Genomic DNA, 16,946 nt, shown 5'->3' on the forward strand with positions numbered 1-16,946 from the left:
TTTTTTATAATTTATTTTATTACCGCTTCGAAAGGCATTCTGGCTTGAATACCAGAGCTTGCCATTACTTTTTTAACCTGTTTGTAAAGCAAATAATTTTCTCCCAACTCTTGTTTAGCGTAATAAGTTTTAATTCTGTCTGTACCTTGGTCAAGAAAAGATTTTAATGGGTCGATAACATCAGGATATTCTACAACTTTAAAATCTTTTACTTTTGCTTTTCTGGCTGCTGCATTAATGGCATCATTAAAGCTTCCGATTTTATCGGCTAAACCGATTTGAACGGCATCCGTTCCAATCCAAACGTGTCCGCCGCCAATGCTGTCGATATAAGCTTTACTTTTCTTTCTACCATCAGCTACGCGGGTTATGAAACCATTGTAAATTCTATTTAATTCGTTTTGGATGATGAAGCGTTCGCCTTCTGTCATTGGGCGGTTTGTTGCCATTATATCAGCATATTTACCCGTTTTAACACCATCAAAAGTAATTCCTAATTTATTGGTCATTAAGTTTTGGAAATTTGGTATCAAGCCAAAAACACCAATAGAGCCGGTAATTGTATTGGGTTGCACGAAAATGCTATCAGCTGCACAACCAATATAATATCCGCCAGATGCGGCAACATCTCCAAAAGAAGCAATTACCGGTTTCTCTTTTTTGGTAAGCACAATTTCTCTCCAGATAACATCAGAAGCCAAAGCACTGCCGCCTGGAGAATTTACACGGATAACGATTGCTTTAATGTCATCATCTAATCTGGCTTTTCTAATCGCTCTTGAAATTCTCTCTGAACCAATTTCAGTATCAGAGCCTTCGCCGCCAGTGATTTCACCACTGGCGTAAACAATGGCTACTTTATTTTTGCTATCGCCAGACGAACTTACATTTTTTGCATAATCATTAATAGAAACGGAGCTTATACTTTGTTTTTTAGTTTTGCCGGAAATTGATTTTAATTCTTCTAAAATCTCATCTTTGTATTTAAGTGCATCAACCATTTTATAGTTCAATGCATCTTTAGGTTCTCTAATTTTATAATTATCAGCTATGCTGTATAAACTATCTTTTTGAATGCTACGTGTTTGAGCAATATCTGTTAAAAAAGTGTTGTATAAACCACCCACGTATGCGGTAACTTGTTTACGGTTATAATCGCTCATTTTATCCAGTATAAAAGGCTCTACCGCACTTTTGTAATTTCCAACGCGAATAACCTGCATTTCTACGCCAACTTTTTCTAATGTTCCTTTAAAGAAAGTAAGTTCTGAACTAAATCCTTTAAACTCTAAAGCGCCTTCCGGATTCAGGTATATTTTATCGGCCGCTGAGGCCAAATAATAAGCGCCCTGGGTGTATACCTCACTGTAAGAAATAATCTTTTTATGAGATTTTTTAAAGTCGATTAATGCATTTCTTACCTCCCGCAAGGTTGCAAAACCAGCATTAGGGCTGCTTACATTAAGATAAATACATTTGATGTTATCATCAGATTTAGCTTTTTTAATAGATTTTAATAAATCCTGTAATCCTATTCCGTCTTTTTCTTCGCCTCCAACAATTGGTAAATTCCCGAATGGATTTTTTGGTGTACGTTCGGTAATGGCTTGGTCGAGGTTTAAATATAATATAGAATTGCTGCTAACCGATACGGTTTTATCATCATCGATTGATGAAATGGCGGCAACAATCACCACAAAGCAAATAACAAATACAATTACAATGGATAGGAAAAAACCTAACATCGAAGCAAATAAATACTTAAAAAAATCTCTCATTTAAATGTTTTAATTTTGTGGTGTAAAGATATAAAATACACAGCGCATATATGGCATTAGAGCAAACAACTGCTTATTTGTTACTAGGTGGAAATTTAGGTGATAGGGAGAGGAATTTAGAAGATGCTATAGAGCTTTTAGATAAAGAAGTTGGTAAAGTTTTAAGTAAATCTTCTGTTTATGAAACAGCGGCCTGGGGAAAAACTGACCAACCATCGTTTTTAAATCAGGCAATTAGCTTAAATACTAAGCAAAATGCGCTTGAAGTTTTGGAAAAAGCACTGGCAATAGAACAAAAACTAGGACGCATACGCAAAGAAAAATGGGGTGAACGACTAATAGATATTGATTTAATTTTATTTGGGGATGAGGTTATTGATATTGAAGGAAAGTTGCAAATTCCTCATCCTCAGATGCAGAATAGAAAATTTGTGATGCAACCTTTGGCAGAAATTGCTCCGGATGTTGTGCATCCAATTATCAAAAAAACCATATCAGAAATAGCCCTAAATATTTCTGATAATTTAGAGGTTAAGAAAATCTAATTGCTTAAGTTTGAAATATGGAAGATAATTATGATAATCATCCCTTAGATTTATCATATCTTGTTGAAATGGTTGGTCATGATCCTGAATTCATGATTGAAATTTTTGAAACATTTATTGAGCAAACACCTTTTTATGTTGCAGAACTTGAAGACGCACTTTACCTGAAAAACTTGAAAAAGGTGGCTGATTGTGCCCACAAAATTAAACCAACATTTACCTACGTTGGCAGAACTGATGTTAGAGAATTTGTGCATACCATAGAGCGTAGCGCCCGCGAGCTGGTAGAACTGGATACCTTGCCTCAAAGGCTAAAGCAACTACATCAAATGCTCGAAACCATTTATATTCAGATAGAGCGATCTATATCAGAAGTAAGAACTAAATATAATATGAGTTAATTATTGTATTGTGCTTTTTGCTTTGAAATGCAAAAAGGATAAGGCAATGTAAAGCACCAAAACAAAGGGGATAGCTGCAAACTTTAATACAGCAATTAAAATGGCCGATAAAATCAGAAAAATAAATTTCATTTTATTTTTTGCCCAGCTTAAATCACTAAATTTTAAAGAAAATATTTTTATTTCGCTAACCAATAAAAAACTAGTTACCGCAGTAATTGCCACTAATAAAATTGTTGAGCCAATTACCTGAGGATAATCAGTGGCGATAAATGGCAAAGAGCAAATAAAAAGCGTATTCATTGGTGTGTTTAAGCCAATAAAATCTTCTGTTTGCCTTTCATCATTATTAAATTTTGCCAAGCGCAGCGCAGAAAATACAGTTATGAAAAAGCCGAGGTATGGAAGGTAGTCTGAGCTGTAATCGCTTAATTTAAATAGTTGAAACATTATTACACCCGGTAAGAAACCAAAACTTACCATATCTGCCAGTGAGTCTAAATCTTTTCCAATTGCCGATTTTACATTCAAAAGGCGAGCAACCATGCCATCAAAAAAATCGAAAATACCTGACAGCACAACAAAATAAGCTGCAGATTGTAAATCGCCTTTAAACGCAAAAACGATTCCGATGCAGCCAGAAAAAAGGTTTGCACAGGTAATCGCATTAGGGATATGCCTTTTCATTAAGTTTTAAGTTATACGTTATAAGTTTTAAGTGGCATGTTTACTTAAAACTTACCACTTAAAACTTACCACTTTCTAGCTGTTCATCGAAATTAAAAATTCTTCGTTGCTTTTTGTGCCTTTTATTTGTGCTTGTACAAATTCCATTGCTTCCTGACTGTTCATATCGGCAAGGTGATTACGAAGAATCCAAACACGTTGTAAAGTATCTCTGTCGTGTAATAAATCATCGCGACGAGTACTCGATGCAGTAATGTCAATTGCCGGGAAGATACGTTTGTTCGATAATTTACGGTCTAATTGTAACTCCATGTTACCAGTACCTTTAAATTCTTCGAAAATTACCTCATCCATTTTAGAACCTGTATCGGTTAGGGCTGTTGCTAAAATTGTTAACGAACCACCATTTTCTATGTTACGGGCAGCACCAAAGAAACGTTTTGGTTTGTGTAAAGCATTTGCATCAACACCACCAGATAAAATTTTACCAGAAGCCGGTGCTGTGGTATTGTAAGCTCTGGCTAAACGAGTAATCGAATCTAAAAGGATAACAACATCATGGCCGCTTTCTACCAAACGTTTAGATTTTTCTAAAACAATATTGGCGATTTTTACGTGGCGTTCAGCAGGCTCATCAAAAGTTGATGCAATAACCTCAGCTCTAACACTTCTGGCCATATCAGTAACCTCTTCAGGGCGTTCATCAATTAAAAGAATAATTAAGTAAACCTCCGGATGATTCTTCGCAATTGCATTTGCAACTTCTTTTAGTAAATTGGTTTTACCTGTTTTTGGTTGTGCAACAATTAAACCACGCTGACCTTTACCAATTGGCGTAAATAAATCCATTATACGAGTTGAATAGTTATTCGTATCCGTAAAAAGATTTAATCTTTCAGTCGGGAAAAGTGGTGTTAAATAATCGAAAGGAACACGGTCGCGAACTTCTGCAGGGATTCTGCCATTAATTGTTTCAACACGAACGAGTGGGAAATATTTTTCGCCTTCTTTTGGCGGACGGATGCTACCTTTAACCGTATCACCTGTTTTTAAACCAAAAAGTTTTATTTGCGATTGCGATACGTAAATATCATCAGGAGAGGTTAAATAGTTATAATCTGCAGAACGTAAGAAACCATAACCATCAGGCATAATTTCTAAAACGCCTTCGTTTGTAATTACGTTATCAAAATCTAAATTCGAATAACTGTTTTCATTTTTATGATGATTACCTCCTCCGGGTTGTTTCTGCTGACGATTGTCATCACGTTGAGGCTTATCTTGTTTTTCTCTCTGCTCTTGTCTTTGTTTAGGAGCCGGAGCCACAACTTCTGCACTTTCTTCTAATAAAGCAGAAATGGGTTTGCTACTTACTTCTTCCGATTCTACTATACGATCTGGTTGTGTTTCTTGTTGCTGATGTTGAGGCTCATCAAATAAGGTGATAGAATCTCTTTTATTTTCAATTGGAGCTGGTGCTTCATCTTTTGATAATCTAGCTCTTTTTTTAACCGGTTTATCAGCAGTTGCAACATCTGCATCAGCTTTAACTGTTTTATCAGCTTTAACTGCTTTGGTTTTTGGTGCAGAAGCTACAACAACAGGTTCGCTTTCACTATAAGGGTCTGCACCTGATTTAGCTGCATTTATAATTTCCTGCTGGTGTAATAGTACTTCAACAAGATCAATTTTTCTTAGAGAATCGGCACCTTCAATGCCATAGGTTTTTGCAAGCTCACGTAATTCGGGAGTGAGCTTTTCATTTAATTCTGTTTTGCTAAACATTCTAAATATATATGTTTCAAGAAATTTTAAATTTTTTTACAACAGATGTTTTCTATTGTAAATCTGCTATGGCTAAAATATTTGTGCTAGTTTTAAAGCCAAGCGGTTAAATTGTGTATAAAATCTTAAAGCCGTAAAACCAGAAGTGAGTGATTTTCTGAGTACTCAAAATGGTTTTAAAGTTGTTTACAAGCTGAATAGAAACGATTAATCGCTTTTAGAAAATGGTAACAAAAAACAAATCTTGATAATTTTTTTCTGGGATATTCAGATAAACGATTGAGAAATTATGTTGCAATTGTATGTATTTGAAACGTAATCCGCAAGAAAAAGTTTAAAATGTTTATAAAAATAATTAATTGGGGCATATTTTAATTGGTCTTAAAACTTAAAAAACCTCATATTTGCAGCAAATAAGCCCATATATGACCAAGCAGCAACTTTTTGAGCAGATACAAAAAAAACGTTCTTTTTTATGCGTTGGATTAGATTCTTCCTTAGAAAAAATCCCTCAGCATCTGCTAAAGTATGAAAATCCTATTCTAGAATTTAATAAGCAAATTATTGATGCCACTAAGGATTTATGTGTTGCTTATAAGCCAAATACTGCATTTTACGAATGTTATGGCAAAAAAGGTTGGGAAACGCTTATCGAAACTTGGAAATATATTCCTAAAGATGTTTTTAGTATTGCCGATGCCAAGCGTGGCGATATCGGAAATACATCTGCAATGTATGCAGAAACTTTTTTTAATGAGCAATCTTCAGAAATGAGTTTCGATTCGGTTACTGTTGCACCCTACATGGGAAGCGATTCTGTAACACCTTTTTTAACTTTTAAAGATAAATGGGTCATTCTTTTGGCCTTAACTTCAAATTCTGGTCATGCTGATTTTCAGTTACAAGAAATAGGAGACGATAAGCTTTTCGAAAAGGTGCTAAAAACTTCTCAGCAATGGGCAACAGACGAACAAATGATGTACGTTGTGGGTGCCACTCGTGGCGCTGCATTTGCAGATGTGCGTAAACTTGCCCCAAATCATTTTCTCTTGGTTCCGGGTGTAGGTGCACAAGGCGGCGATTTAAAAGAAGTATGTAAATATGGCTTGAATTCGCAATGCGGATTATTAATTAATTCATCAAGAGGGATTATTTATGCTGGCAAGGGCGAAGATTTTGCTGAAAAGGCTAGGGAAGAAGCTTTAAAGTTGCAGCAAGAAATGGAAGGGATTTTGGTTGAGGCAAATTTGGTTTAGCCACAGATTTACAGATTTTATTTTTTGCCACATAAGCACTGAAGACACGGAGAAATAAAATTAAAATTCGGTGTTAATTTACGTTTCCATGGTTAAATCCCTTTCTCTTTACGCAAAGCTTGGCATTCTTGGCGGTTAATCTCTACACATATATGAAATCCAAAATAGATTTAAAACTTATCCTTGCCTTAACTGGCGTTGCACTTATTTGGGGCACAACTTATTTGGGCATCCGCGTTGCTGTAGAAAGCATACCAGCTTGGTATGTAACGGCCATTCGCCAAACCATTGCTTCGCTGATTATATTAATCATCCTTATCAAACAAAAAGAATTGAAATGGATTGGCTGGTCGAGCTTTAAGCGCCAGATTTTACTTTCGTTATTAATGGTTGTTATTGCAAACGGAATGACAACTGTTGCTGAGAAGACAATTCCTAGCGGATTAACCTCCTTAATTAATGCAACATCACCACTGTTGGTATTTTTGGGTTGTGTATTTCTTGGTATTCAAAAACCAAGTTTAAAAGGATTTATCGGGGTGTTTATTGGCTTTTTAGGCATTGTATTTATTTTTAGAGATGGTATTAGCGATTTACTCGATCCAGGATATCGTAATGGGATTTTATCTTTAATTATCGCAGTTACCGGGTGGACCATTGGTACAATATACTCTAAAAAACATAGTGGTAAACCTCAGTACATATTCTTAAATCTATTTTATCAATTTGTTTTTTCGGCAATTGTTCAGTTTGGCTTAGCAGTAATTTTTTCTGGCAAAGCCGATGTAAACGCTTGGAAAACCGAAAGCATTTTCGCTGCAGTTTATCTCGCAATTTTTGGTTCGGTTCTTGGGTATTTCTGTTATCATTATGCTTTAAAGAAAGTTTCTGCATCAGAAGTTTCTATTCTTACCTATTTTAATACAGTTATTGCGATTTTTTTAGGCTGGCTTATCTTGAACGAGCATGTAGATGTGGATTTAATTGTTGCAACGGTTTTAATCATTGCAGGCGTTTTTATCACCAATTACAAGAAGAAAGCAGAACTTTCTTAGTCTCAACAAAACTTCATACTTAATTTATTGCAGCATCTCTTTTCTTCGAAACCCTGAAATGAGTTCTGTTGATATGAAAAAGATGATAAAGCTTTTAGGAATAATTTTTATCTTCAATAATGAATTTTCCAGAAGATTTTCTTCATTATGTTTGGCAATTTAGGTCATTTGATAATAGTAATTTACAGACTTCCACAGGCGATGATTTAAAAATTATCCATCAGGGTTTTCTGAATAAAAATTCTGGCCCAGATTTTAGTAATGCCAAAATACAAATAGGTGCGACTATTTGGGCTGGTAACATTGAAATTCACCTCAAATCGTCAGATTGGTTAAAACATAATCATCAAACAGATAGCAGTTATGAAAATGTTATACTTCATGTAGTTTATGAAAATGATGCTGAAGTTAATCGTATTGATGGTTCGGTTTTGCCAGTATTGGAATTAAAAAATCGTATCTCCATTGATTTGATAACAAAATATGAGCATCTGTTTTTAAATCTCACAGACTTTCCATGTATTGGCCAAATTAACACAGTTGATAAATTGATTATTGATTCATTTTTATCCAGAACTTTAATTGAAAGGTTTGAGCAAAAGGCTGAAATTGTTATTAACACGCTGAACGAATTAAATGGTAGTTGGGATGAAACCTTCTACCGTTTCATGGCTCGAAATTTCGGGTTTAAGGTTAATGCTTTGCCCTTTGAACTATTTGCCAAAGCCATTCCACAGCAAATTTATGCAAAACACAAAGACAATCAGATGCAGATAGAAGCGCTGGTTTTTGGTGGGGCAGGCTTTTTAAGTGAGCACTTTACAGAAGATTATCCGCTAAAATTGAAGCAAGAATTTCAGTTTTTGCAGAAAAAATATGCAATTAAGCCTCTTGAAGCCACAATTTGGAAATTTATGCGCATGCGCCCGCAAAATTTCCCAACTATTCGTTTGGCTCAGTTTGCTGCATTAATTGTTAAAGCAAATCATCTTTTTTCGAAAATTATGGAGATTAAAGATATAAATGAGTTGAGAAGCTTGTTTGAAAACCTTCCTGTAAATGATTTCTGGAAGAAGCATTACCATTTCAAAAAAACTGCTCATGGTGTTAATACACAAATAGGCAAAACCTCAATTGATAATATTTTATTGAATACAGTTGCCTTATTTCTTTTTGCTTATGGCAAGCATACCGGAACACAATTTTATATAAGCAGGGCCATAAAATTGTTGGAGAGTTTGCCTACCGAACAAAATGCAATTACAGACAAGTTTGTTTCAGCAGGCGTTAAGATAGAAAATGCTTTCTCTTCGCAGGGCATCATACAGTTAAAAAAGCAATACTGCGATGAGAAAAAATGTCTATCTTGTGGAATTGGCATCAAAATTTTAAAGCAAGCTTAATTTTATAATTCATTCAAAACTTTCTAACTATCTAATGGTTTTAGCATTATGGAATTCCCACACGAATTAAAAGAACTTTATCCAAATAAAATTATCGAAGTAAGAGGAAATGCCGATGCTTTAACGGTTATTTTGAAGGCGGATGTGGATATTGAGCAATTCAAAAATGAACTCAAAAAAAAATATTCTGGCTTAGAAGAACAACAGATTTTATTTATTAAGCACGAAGGCAGGCAAGATTTTGAGAAACTGATTTTGGAATAGATGATTTTCCGTTTGTTTTTAACCAATTATAATTGTTAAATTAGAATTTGATTAATAAATTATTCCGTGTTCTGTAATTGTATTGAAATTAAGATTTAAATAAACTTACAATGTTCCAAAAGATTATTACTTATTTCGAGCAACAAAGCTTTGGCGTATCTACATACTTAGCCAACAAGCTTAATATGAGTACAGCGAAAGTTCGCCTGTTTTTTATTTACTCTTCATTTCTTGCGGTAGGATTTCCAATTCTGTTTTATGTTATGGCAGCAATAGTTTTGGATATAAGGACCTACATGAAAAAGATGAGGTTAAGGATTTGGGAGTAATTTGAAGTTGTACGTATTAGGTTGTACGTATTAGGTTGTACGTTTTAGGTTGTACGTTTTAGGTTGTACGTATTAAGTTGTACGTTTTAGGTTACTTAAAACTTATCACTTAAAACCTACAACTAATCCTCCCTCAAAATCTCTGCAATTTCATTAAATCCCTTTTCAGCGGCCAAATCTGCCGGGAGTTTTCCGCCTTCCATGCGCAAGCTAACTTCAGCGCCATGTTCTAAAAGCAAAATAATTAATTCGATATTACCCAGTTGTGCAGCGGTATGTAAAGGTGCTAACCCAGCTTTCTGACATACGTTTGGATATGCACCAGCATCTAAAAGTAGCTTTGTAATGTTTATATTATTAGCAGCAACAGCAGAATGTATTGGGAAAACGTTAAAACCATTTTTAGAAGCCAAATTTACATCTGCACCTTTTAAAACTAAAAATTTCGCCAAATCTTCATGCCCAAAATAACAAGCCAATCCAAGCGGTGTAAAGCCATCTTCTGAAAAAGCATTTACAAGCTCCGGATTTTGAAATATTAGCTGAGTTGTTGCATCATATTTGCCAACGGCACAAGCTTCAAATAGCGTAAGGTTATCTACAAACTCTGAAATAAGATTTGCAATGTCTTGCTTTTTGTAATAACACGCCAATAATAATGGCGAAACATTATGGGCAGTTTTAGTATTGGCTAATTGCGGATTATTAATCAGCGTTTCTTTTACCGATTGTAAATCTCCAGCTTCAATTTGTTCTTCGAGTTGGCTTATACTCATATAGATTTCTTATTAAATGCGAATTTAAATTAACAAAAAATTAATAAAGTGTAGAAATTTTTGATGAAATAGAAGATTTTATTGAAATAACAATGTTGTGTGTTTTGGGAGTGTATATTGACTAATTAACAAGGAAGCGGGTTTTTGTTTGGAGTAAAGAATTATGATTAGTAAACCTGATAGCAATAGAAATGCTTCTTTTGTGCAACAACTTAAATACGCTGTCATGGTGAGGAACGAACCATCTGCAAGCGATGAAAGACCTGCCTGCCGCAGGAAGGGATTCTTCGTTTCTCAGAATGACATAAGTTTAAAAAAGATTGGAATGAATAGCAGGGCTACAGTACCTATGAAAAGCAAAACCGTAATTTTCTAAATAAAAATCCCGTTTAACCTCTCCAGGACCAAACGGGATAAAACCTAAAACAAAATCCGTTTCATTTGACAAACGTGCAAATGTGTGTTGTAAAATAATAGACTAATTTTTCTGTTTAAGGTTTAATAAGCATTTAATAATTTTATTTAATTTGATGCATCATGTAAAACTCGTAACAGATATTTTATATTTGTTCTTTAATCATATTACGATAGAAAATGGCGGTAAGGGGAAACCAATTTAAAAGCAATACATTCCGAGAAAAAGGTGCAGAAAATGCATCAGGCAGGGCGTCCTCTGGTCGCCAGGCTAAAGAAAAAAGAGAATACTTGCCAAATTTTGATTTGCAGGATGGACGGGCGATAAAAATTGTGGGCTTATTTTTCGTTATACTTTCACTATACTTTTTAATAGCGTTTACCTCGTATTTATTTACCTGGCAAGATGATCAAAGCTATGTTATCGATGCAAACGGTGGATGGGGAAATCTTTTTAAAACCTCAGATGAATTAAAAGAAGCGGGCGTTACAATTCCTGTTGTTCAGAACTGGTTGGGCAAATTTGGCGCTTTATTATCGCACCAATTTATTTACGAATGGTTTGGAATTGCATCATTCCTTTTTGTATTAGCATTCTTTATTATTGGTTATCGTTTGTTATTTAAGGTTAAAATTTTATCAATTTCAAAAACCTTAGGATACAGCTTTTTCTTCTTGTTATTCATTTCTTTAACGCTTGGTTTTGCACATAGTTTCTGGTCTAGTTCGCCACACTTTGTAGAAGGAGAATTTGGTTATTGGAGCAACAAATTATTGGCGGCACAAATTGGTGCTGCAGGTGTTGCGGGTTTAATAGCTTTTGCAGGTTTAACCATTTTAATTATTGCTTATAATATAGATTTTAAATTGCCTGAGCGTAAACAAAAGGAAGTTTATTTAGATAACGAAACCCCTGATTATGTTAATGAGGTAAGAGAAGAATTTTCAAACAGAAGAACCACAGAAGAAATTAATGAGCCAATAGAATTTCCGGTACGTGATAAGCCATCTTTAAATAATGAGCGCAAACAGCAAAATGTTGTTTTACAGCCAAACAGGTTTGAGCAAAAAGAGGAAGAAGAAATTGCTAAGCCAGTTGTTTTAACACCCATGGCAGCAAATTTATCAATAGCTACTGCAGCCGCTGCGGCAATGCCTTTAACGGTAGAGCCAACCATAGAGGAAGAGCATGAGCCTACTTTTACTGTAGAGAAAACTGAAGAAGAGAAAAAATCTGATGATTTAGTAGAACAGTTTGGTAACTACGATGAAAAACTAGATCTATCGGGATATAAATATCCAACGATTGATTTACTTGAGAATTATGGCACCAATAAAATCTCTGTAAATGCAGAAGAACTCGAAGCAAACAAAAATAAGATTGTAGAAACGCTTAACCATTATAACATCGAAATTGATAAGATTAAGGCGACTATTGGTCCAACGGTTACGCTTTATGAAATTATTCCTGCACCTGGCGTAAGAATTTCGAAAATCAAAAATCTGGAAGATGATATAGCTTTATCATTGGCGGCATTAGGTATTCGTATCATAGCTCCAATGCCTGGTAAAGGTACAATTGGTATTGAAGTGCCAAATCAGCATCCGGAAATGGTGCCAATGCGTAGCATTTTAAACACCGAAAAATGGACCTCGAATACAATGGATTTGCCTATTGCTTTAGGTAAAACAATTAGTAATGAAGTGTTTATTGCCGATTTGGCCAAAATGCCTCACTTATTGGTTGCCGGTGCTACTGGTCAGGGTAAATCTGTTGGTATCAATGCAATTTTAGTATCATTATTATTCAAAAAGCACCCGGCACAATTAAAGTTTGTACTTGTTGACCCTAAAAAGGTTGAATTAACGCTTTTCAATAGAATTGAACGCCACTTTTTAGCAAAGTTACCCGGTGAGGCAGATGCAATTATAACAGATACTAAAAAGGTAGTAAACACGCTAAATTCTCTTTGTATCGAAATGGATCAGCGTTACGATTTGCTAAAAGATGCACAAGTAAGAAACTTAAAAGAATATAACGATAAATTCATCAAGCGCAAGCTAAATCCAAATAACGGGCACAGGTTTTTACCTTTTATTGTATTAGTTGTAGATGAGTTTGCCGATTTAATGATGACCGCCGGTAAGGAAGTTGAGGCGCCTATTGCTCGTTTAGCTCAATTAGCTCGTGCAATCGGGATTCACTTGGTATTAGCAACTCAGCGTCCGTCAGTAAATATTATTACAGGTACAATTAAAGCCAATTTCCCGGCAAGGTTAGCTTTTAGGGTATTGTCTAAAATCGATTCCCGTACTATTTTGGATAGTGGTGGTGCAGATCAGTTGATTGGTCGCGGTGATATGCTTTTATCTACCGGTAGCGACTTAATCAGGCTACAGTGTGCTTTTGTGGATACACCCGAAGTTGATAGAATTTCGGAATATATTGGTAACCAGCGAGGCTATTCTGACGCTTATCAATTGCCAGAATATATTGATGAAGCGGGAGAGGGAAGCAAGGCTGATTTCGATCCGAATGAACGGGATAAATTTTTTGAAGATGCTGCAAGATTGATAGTGCTTCATCAGCAAGGATCTACCTCATTAATACAACGTAAATTAAAGTTAGGTTATAACCGTGCGGGTAGAATTATCGACCAGCTAGAGGCTGCAGGTATTGTTGGACCGTTTGAAGGCAGTAAAGCACGTGAGGTTTTATATCCAGATGAATATTCTTTGGAACAATTCTTGAATAGTATTGATAGCAAGGATTAGATTAAACCAATTTGGGATAATTAACTCTCAGTTTCGAACGAATATTTAAATAACACAAAATGAAAAAAATAATTTCAGCGTTAATGGTTGTTGTAGCGTTTACAACATCAACCTATGCTCAAACGGATGCAAAAGCTAAAGCAATTTTAGCAGAGGTTAGTAAAAAATATAAATCGTATAACATCGTAAAAACCGATTTTTCTTTCACTTTGGATAATCCGAAGGCAAAAGTTAAAGAAACCCAGCAAGGAACTTTGTATGTTAAAGCAAACTCTAATAAATACAAGGTTGCTATGACAAACCAGGAATTATTTAGTGATGGTAAAAGCCAATGGACTTATTTAAAAAAAGATAAAGAAGTACAAGTAAGCAATGTTGATAATAGTGGTGATGCAATTAATCCTGCTAAAATTTTTACGGTTTACGAAAAAGGCTTTAAATATGTTTACACCGGCGAACAAAAGTCTGGCGCTAAAACTTATCAGATGATCGACCTTACACCAGTTGATGCAAAAAAATCAATCTTTAAAGTTCGTTTAAGTATCGATAAGGCTGCTAAACAAATTGCTAATGTTGTTTTATTCGATAAAAATGGAAACAAATACACTTACAATGTGAAAACGTTTTCACCAAATGTTAACGTACCAGAAACTACTTTTGCTTTTGATGCAAAGAAATATCCAGGTGTTGAAGTGGTTGATTTAAGATAAAATAATTTCCGCTTTGCGGGATAAAATTTACTAAAGTTCAGTTGGCAACAGCTGAACTTTTTTGTTTAGTATCTAAAATTTTTTGCCGCAGAAACAATGAAAATTGAAAAGTCGTTATTTCAGGCTCGAATTTCAGGAAGAAATCTTTAAAGTTGGCATACTGTTAAATTTAAAACTTCTCTACATTGCATTGCGCTATAGTCGAGATGAAGGTGTAGTTCATTATTGATAGGCTTTTCTAAAATTAAAATTCCTTTTGTGATAAAAAGATTATTTGATTGCTGCTTAGATTTCTCTAAGTTTGTTCTAATGTCGTTGCCACTAACAAATCATACTTTAGAGAAATTAGAGCAATTACTTTTTGCAATGGGCTTTAAGGTTCGTTATGAAAAAGGAAACTTTAAAACTGGTTCTTGCCTGCTGGAGCACAACAAAATTATTGTTGTAAATAAATTCTCTAACCTCGAAGGCAAAATTACCGCTTTAGTTACTCTTGTTAAGCAAACTAGCCCTGATGAGAATATGTTAGATGAAAAGCAACGTCAATTTTTTCATTCATTACAGCAAACCCAATTATTTTAATGAAGCAGCTACGGGCAATTAGAGATTCAGAAAGGAAAGATTTTTAGGATGAAAGTTACTTTTTTAGGCACTGGTACATCACAAGGCGTTCCTGTTATTGCTTGTAATTGCGAAGTTTGCCAATCTACAGATAAGCGAAATAATCGTTTAAGAACTTCTATTTTACTGGAGCTTAGTGATAAAACCATCGTGGTAGATAGTGGTCCGGATTTTAGATACCAATTGCTAAGGGAAAAGGTAAAAGATTTAGATGCTGTTCTTTTTACACACGAACATAAAGACCATATTGCAGGTTTAGATGATATTCGTCCTTTTAATTATTTGCTTCATAAAGTTATTGATGTTTATGCTACAGAGCGGGTTCAAACTGCATTGAAAAGAGAATTTTATTACATTTTCGCTGAAACCAAATATCATGGTTTACCGCAGATTAATCTTCATAGTGTAAATAATGGCGAAGATTTTAAGATAGGCAATAATACAATCACGCCATTTGAGGTGATGCACCATCTTTTGCCTATAACTGGCTACAGGATTGACGATTTTACTTATATCACTGATGCTAAAACCATTTCTGATGCCAGTTTTGAAAAAATTGCCGGAACAAAGATTTTAGTTTTGAATGCCTTGCAGAAGGAAGCGCATATCTCTCATTTTACCTTAAAAGAGGCTATTGAATTTGCTAAAAGAGTAGGAGCGGAAACTACTTATCTAACTCATATTAGTCATAATTTAGGTTTACATGATGTAGTGGAGCAAAATTTACCGGCAAACATCAGGCTGGCTTATGATGGGTTGAAAATTGAATTGTAAATCGCTGTTTTCAGAATCCAAAATTAAATTATATTTGCAACAGAAACTCAGGTGGCGAAATTGGTAGACGCACCAGCTTGAGGGGCTGGCGCCCGTATGGGTGTGGGAGTTCGAATCTCCTCTTGAGTACTTAACGAAGATTTCGTTAATTTTTTAAAGTCCTGCTCGTTAACGAGCAGGACTTTTTTTTGACTAAAGCCACAACAATGAATGTTTTTTTAGGTATTAAGTATTAAACTAATGCTGGTTAAATTAGGAGGATAAAATAAATATTTTTTACTCTCTTCGGCTTTCAATCGTGTATACAAAGCTATCGGCTTTATAGTAGCCCAAATTATATTCAATTGGCTTTTCATCGATATCGTATACAAATCTTTTACGGAATAATATTGCTGCACCAACCTCCGTTTCTAATTTGCCTGCTATAAACTCATCTGCCAACAGTGCACTTATCTCTTCTTTTGAAATCATAGCGATTATACCATGCGCTTTCTCCAGCATTTCGTAAAGCGGGGCTTTATAATCTTCATCGCCGGTTAAGCCAACCGATGGATGGAAATACGACTCAAAATATACAAATGGCCCCTCAGGTCGGCCACGAAGTCTAACCAATTTTAAAACTTTCTTATCTTCTTTTATATTAAAAAAGCTTGCTATTCTTTTTTCCGGATATACCCAGCTAACATGTAGTTCGAAATTTCTTATTGGAATACCTCTGGCGCTCATTTCTTGAGAAAAGCTCATCCAGTTTTTTGACTTTGAACTTAATGATTTTGATTCAACAACCTTGGTGCCTACCCCTTTTTTTCGGGTTAGTAGTCCATCATATACTAACTTATTAATGGATTGGCGAAGGGTTGTACGAGAAATGCTTAAGATTTTGGAGAGCTCTACCTCATTTGGTAATAATTTTCCATCCAAATATTCCGGAGATTCTATTAGTCTCCTAAGTAATTCTTCTGCCTGTACATGTAAAGGGATTTGGCTTTTATGATCGATTTTGAGTTTCATAATCATCACAATAATAAAAAAAATATATTTCATTACCTCATGTCTATACATATTACTTGTAGGTAGGCTATCTATATATTGAGGTATATAAACAGAATAAATTTTTGTTGAAAAAAAATAGTTAAGCACTTGTATTTTAATTTATAAGTAATACATTTGTATATACATACTTATAAATGTATGGTCTAGCCAAATTTTTTACGATTTTCTGATTATGTTCGATTATTATTTAAAATTCTCTTTAATACAGTTAAATCACCTCAAAATGGATGTTCTGCTGATGTTAATTAATTTATTGGCTATTCATATATTCATTATTTACACCACTCAATTAATTTTAATTGGATTAAAATTGTAGTTTA

17 protein-coding genes and 1 tRNA gene are annotated in these 16,946 nt (G+C 34.7%); 13 read left to right on the forward strand and 5 right to left on the reverse strand.

Annotation, left to right across the window (positions count from 1 at the left end; genetic code table 11):
• Nucleotides 1-11: 11 nt before the first annotated feature.
• On the reverse strand, nucleotides 12-1,778 hold the full coding sequence (gene sppA / locus LUA86_RS08175; RefSeq protein WP_231460116.1) for a signal peptide peptidase SppA: 1,767 nt from the start codon (nucleotides 1,776-1,778) through the stop codon (nucleotides 12-14).
• A gap of 50 nt (nucleotides 1,779-1,828) precedes the next feature.
• Here sppA and folK point away from each other — a divergent pair, with 50 nt between their 5' ends.
• Nucleotides 1,829-2,323, forward strand: a complete 495-nt coding sequence (gene folK / locus LUA86_RS08180; RefSeq protein WP_231460117.1) for a 2-amino-4-hydroxy-6-hydroxymethyldihydropteridine diphosphokinase — start codon at nucleotides 1,829-1,831, stop codon at nucleotides 2,321-2,323.
• Nucleotides 2,324-2,340: 17 nt separating this feature from the next.
• On the forward strand, nucleotides 2,341-2,724 hold the full coding sequence (locus LUA86_RS08185; protein ID WP_231460118.1) for an Hpt domain-containing protein: 384 nt from the start codon (nucleotides 2,341-2,343) through the stop codon (nucleotides 2,722-2,724).
• Here LUA86_RS08185 and pssA read toward each other — a convergent pair whose 3' ends face one another.
• Both pssA and rho read right to left on the reverse strand, forming a co-directional pair.
• Nucleotides 2,725-3,411: a CDP-diacylglycerol--serine O-phosphatidyltransferase gene (gene pssA / locus LUA86_RS08190; RefSeq protein WP_231460119.1), complete on the reverse strand. Its 687-nt coding sequence runs from the start codon at nucleotides 3,409-3,411 to the stop codon at nucleotides 2,725-2,727.
• Nucleotides 3,412-3,486: 75 nt separating this feature from the next.
• The gene (gene rho, locus LUA86_RS08195; protein WP_231460120.1) at nucleotides 3,487-5,196 is read right to left on the reverse strand and encodes a transcription termination factor Rho; all 1,710 of its coding nucleotides are present in this window, start codon (nucleotides 5,194-5,196) and stop codon (nucleotides 3,487-3,489) included.
• Between the two features lie 425 nt (nucleotides 5,197-5,621).
• Here rho and pyrF point away from each other — a divergent pair, with 425 nt between their 5' ends.
• From pyrF to LUA86_RS08220, 5 genes are all read left to right on the forward strand, one after another.
• A complete protein-coding gene (pyrF, locus tag LUA86_RS08200) occupies nucleotides 5,622-6,452 on the forward strand; it encodes an orotidine-5'-phosphate decarboxylase (protein ID WP_231460121.1) in 831 nt (276 codons plus the stop codon).
• Between the two features lie 152 nt (nucleotides 6,453-6,604).
• Nucleotides 6,605-7,507: a DMT family transporter gene (locus LUA86_RS08205; RefSeq protein WP_231460122.1), complete on the forward strand. Its 903-nt coding sequence runs from the start codon at nucleotides 6,605-6,607 to the stop codon at nucleotides 7,505-7,507.
• Between the two features lie 119 nt (nucleotides 7,508-7,626).
• Nucleotides 7,627-8,910, forward strand: coding sequence for a DUF2851 family protein (locus LUA86_RS08210; protein ID WP_231460123.1), 1,284 nt, complete (start codon nucleotides 7,627-7,629; stop codon nucleotides 8,908-8,910).
• A 48-nt stretch (nucleotides 8,911-8,958) separates the two neighbouring features.
• Complete coding sequence (locus LUA86_RS08215; protein WP_231460124.1) at nucleotides 8,959-9,174, forward strand: hypothetical protein; 216 nt, start codon at nucleotides 8,959-8,961, stop codon at nucleotides 9,172-9,174.
• A 110-nt stretch (nucleotides 9,175-9,284) separates the two neighbouring features.
• Nucleotides 9,285-9,503 (forward strand): PspC family transcriptional regulator, encoded by a 219-nt coding sequence (locus LUA86_RS08220; protein WP_231460125.1) that lies wholly within the window; start codon nucleotides 9,285-9,287, stop codon nucleotides 9,501-9,503.
• A gap of 122 nt (nucleotides 9,504-9,625) precedes the next feature.
• On the opposite strand, the gene LUA86_RS08225 is transcribed toward LUA86_RS08220, so the two are convergent.
• Complete coding sequence (locus LUA86_RS08225) at nucleotides 9,626-10,279, reverse strand: ankyrin repeat domain-containing protein (RefSeq protein WP_231460126.1); 654 nt, start codon at nucleotides 10,277-10,279, stop codon at nucleotides 9,626-9,628.
• A gap of 163 nt (nucleotides 10,280-10,442) precedes the next feature.
• Between LUA86_RS08225 and LUA86_RS08230 the strand changes: the two genes are divergently transcribed.
• The 6 genes from LUA86_RS08230 (at nucleotide 10,443) to LUA86_RS08255 (ending at nucleotide 15,702) form a co-directional block, all read left to right on the forward strand.
• Nucleotides 10,443-10,655, forward strand: coding sequence for a hypothetical protein (locus tag LUA86_RS08230; protein WP_231460127.1), 213 nt, complete (start codon nucleotides 10,443-10,445; stop codon nucleotides 10,653-10,655).
• Nucleotides 10,656-10,873: 218 nt separating this feature from the next.
• Complete coding sequence (locus tag LUA86_RS08235; protein WP_231460128.1) at nucleotides 10,874-13,468, forward strand: DNA translocase FtsK; 2,595 nt, start codon at nucleotides 10,874-10,876, stop codon at nucleotides 13,466-13,468.
• 59 nt (nucleotides 13,469-13,527) lie between these two features.
• The gene (locus LUA86_RS08240; RefSeq protein ID WP_231460129.1) at nucleotides 13,528-14,178 is read left to right on the forward strand and encodes an outer membrane lipoprotein carrier protein LolA; all 651 of its coding nucleotides are present in this window, start codon (nucleotides 13,528-13,530) and stop codon (nucleotides 14,176-14,178) included.
• A gap of 309 nt (nucleotides 14,179-14,487) precedes the next feature.
• The gene (locus LUA86_RS08245) at nucleotides 14,488-14,760 is read left to right on the forward strand and encodes a hypothetical protein (protein ID WP_231460130.1); all 273 of its coding nucleotides are present in this window, start codon (nucleotides 14,488-14,490) and stop codon (nucleotides 14,758-14,760) included.
• 48 nt (nucleotides 14,761-14,808) lie between these two features.
• A complete protein-coding gene (locus LUA86_RS08250) occupies nucleotides 14,809-15,573 on the forward strand; it encodes an MBL fold metallo-hydrolase (protein ID WP_231460131.1) in 765 nt (254 codons plus the stop codon).
• Between the two features lie 45 nt (nucleotides 15,574-15,618).
• Nucleotides 15,619-15,702 (forward strand) — tRNA-Leu (locus LUA86_RS08255).
• A gap of 147 nt (nucleotides 15,703-15,849) precedes the next feature.
• Here LUA86_RS08255 and LUA86_RS08260 read toward each other — a convergent pair.
• Nucleotides 15,850-16,617: a GntR family transcriptional regulator gene (locus LUA86_RS08260; RefSeq protein ID WP_231460132.1), complete on the reverse strand. Its 768-nt coding sequence runs from the start codon at nucleotides 16,615-16,617 to the stop codon at nucleotides 15,850-15,852.
• Nucleotides 16,618-16,946: the final 329 nt, after the last annotated feature.

It is taken from the genome of Pedobacter sp. Leaf132 (genome assembly GCF_920984695.1).
Classification (GTDB): domain Bacteria; phylum Bacteroidota; class Bacteroidia; order Sphingobacteriales; family Sphingobacteriaceae; genus Pedobacter.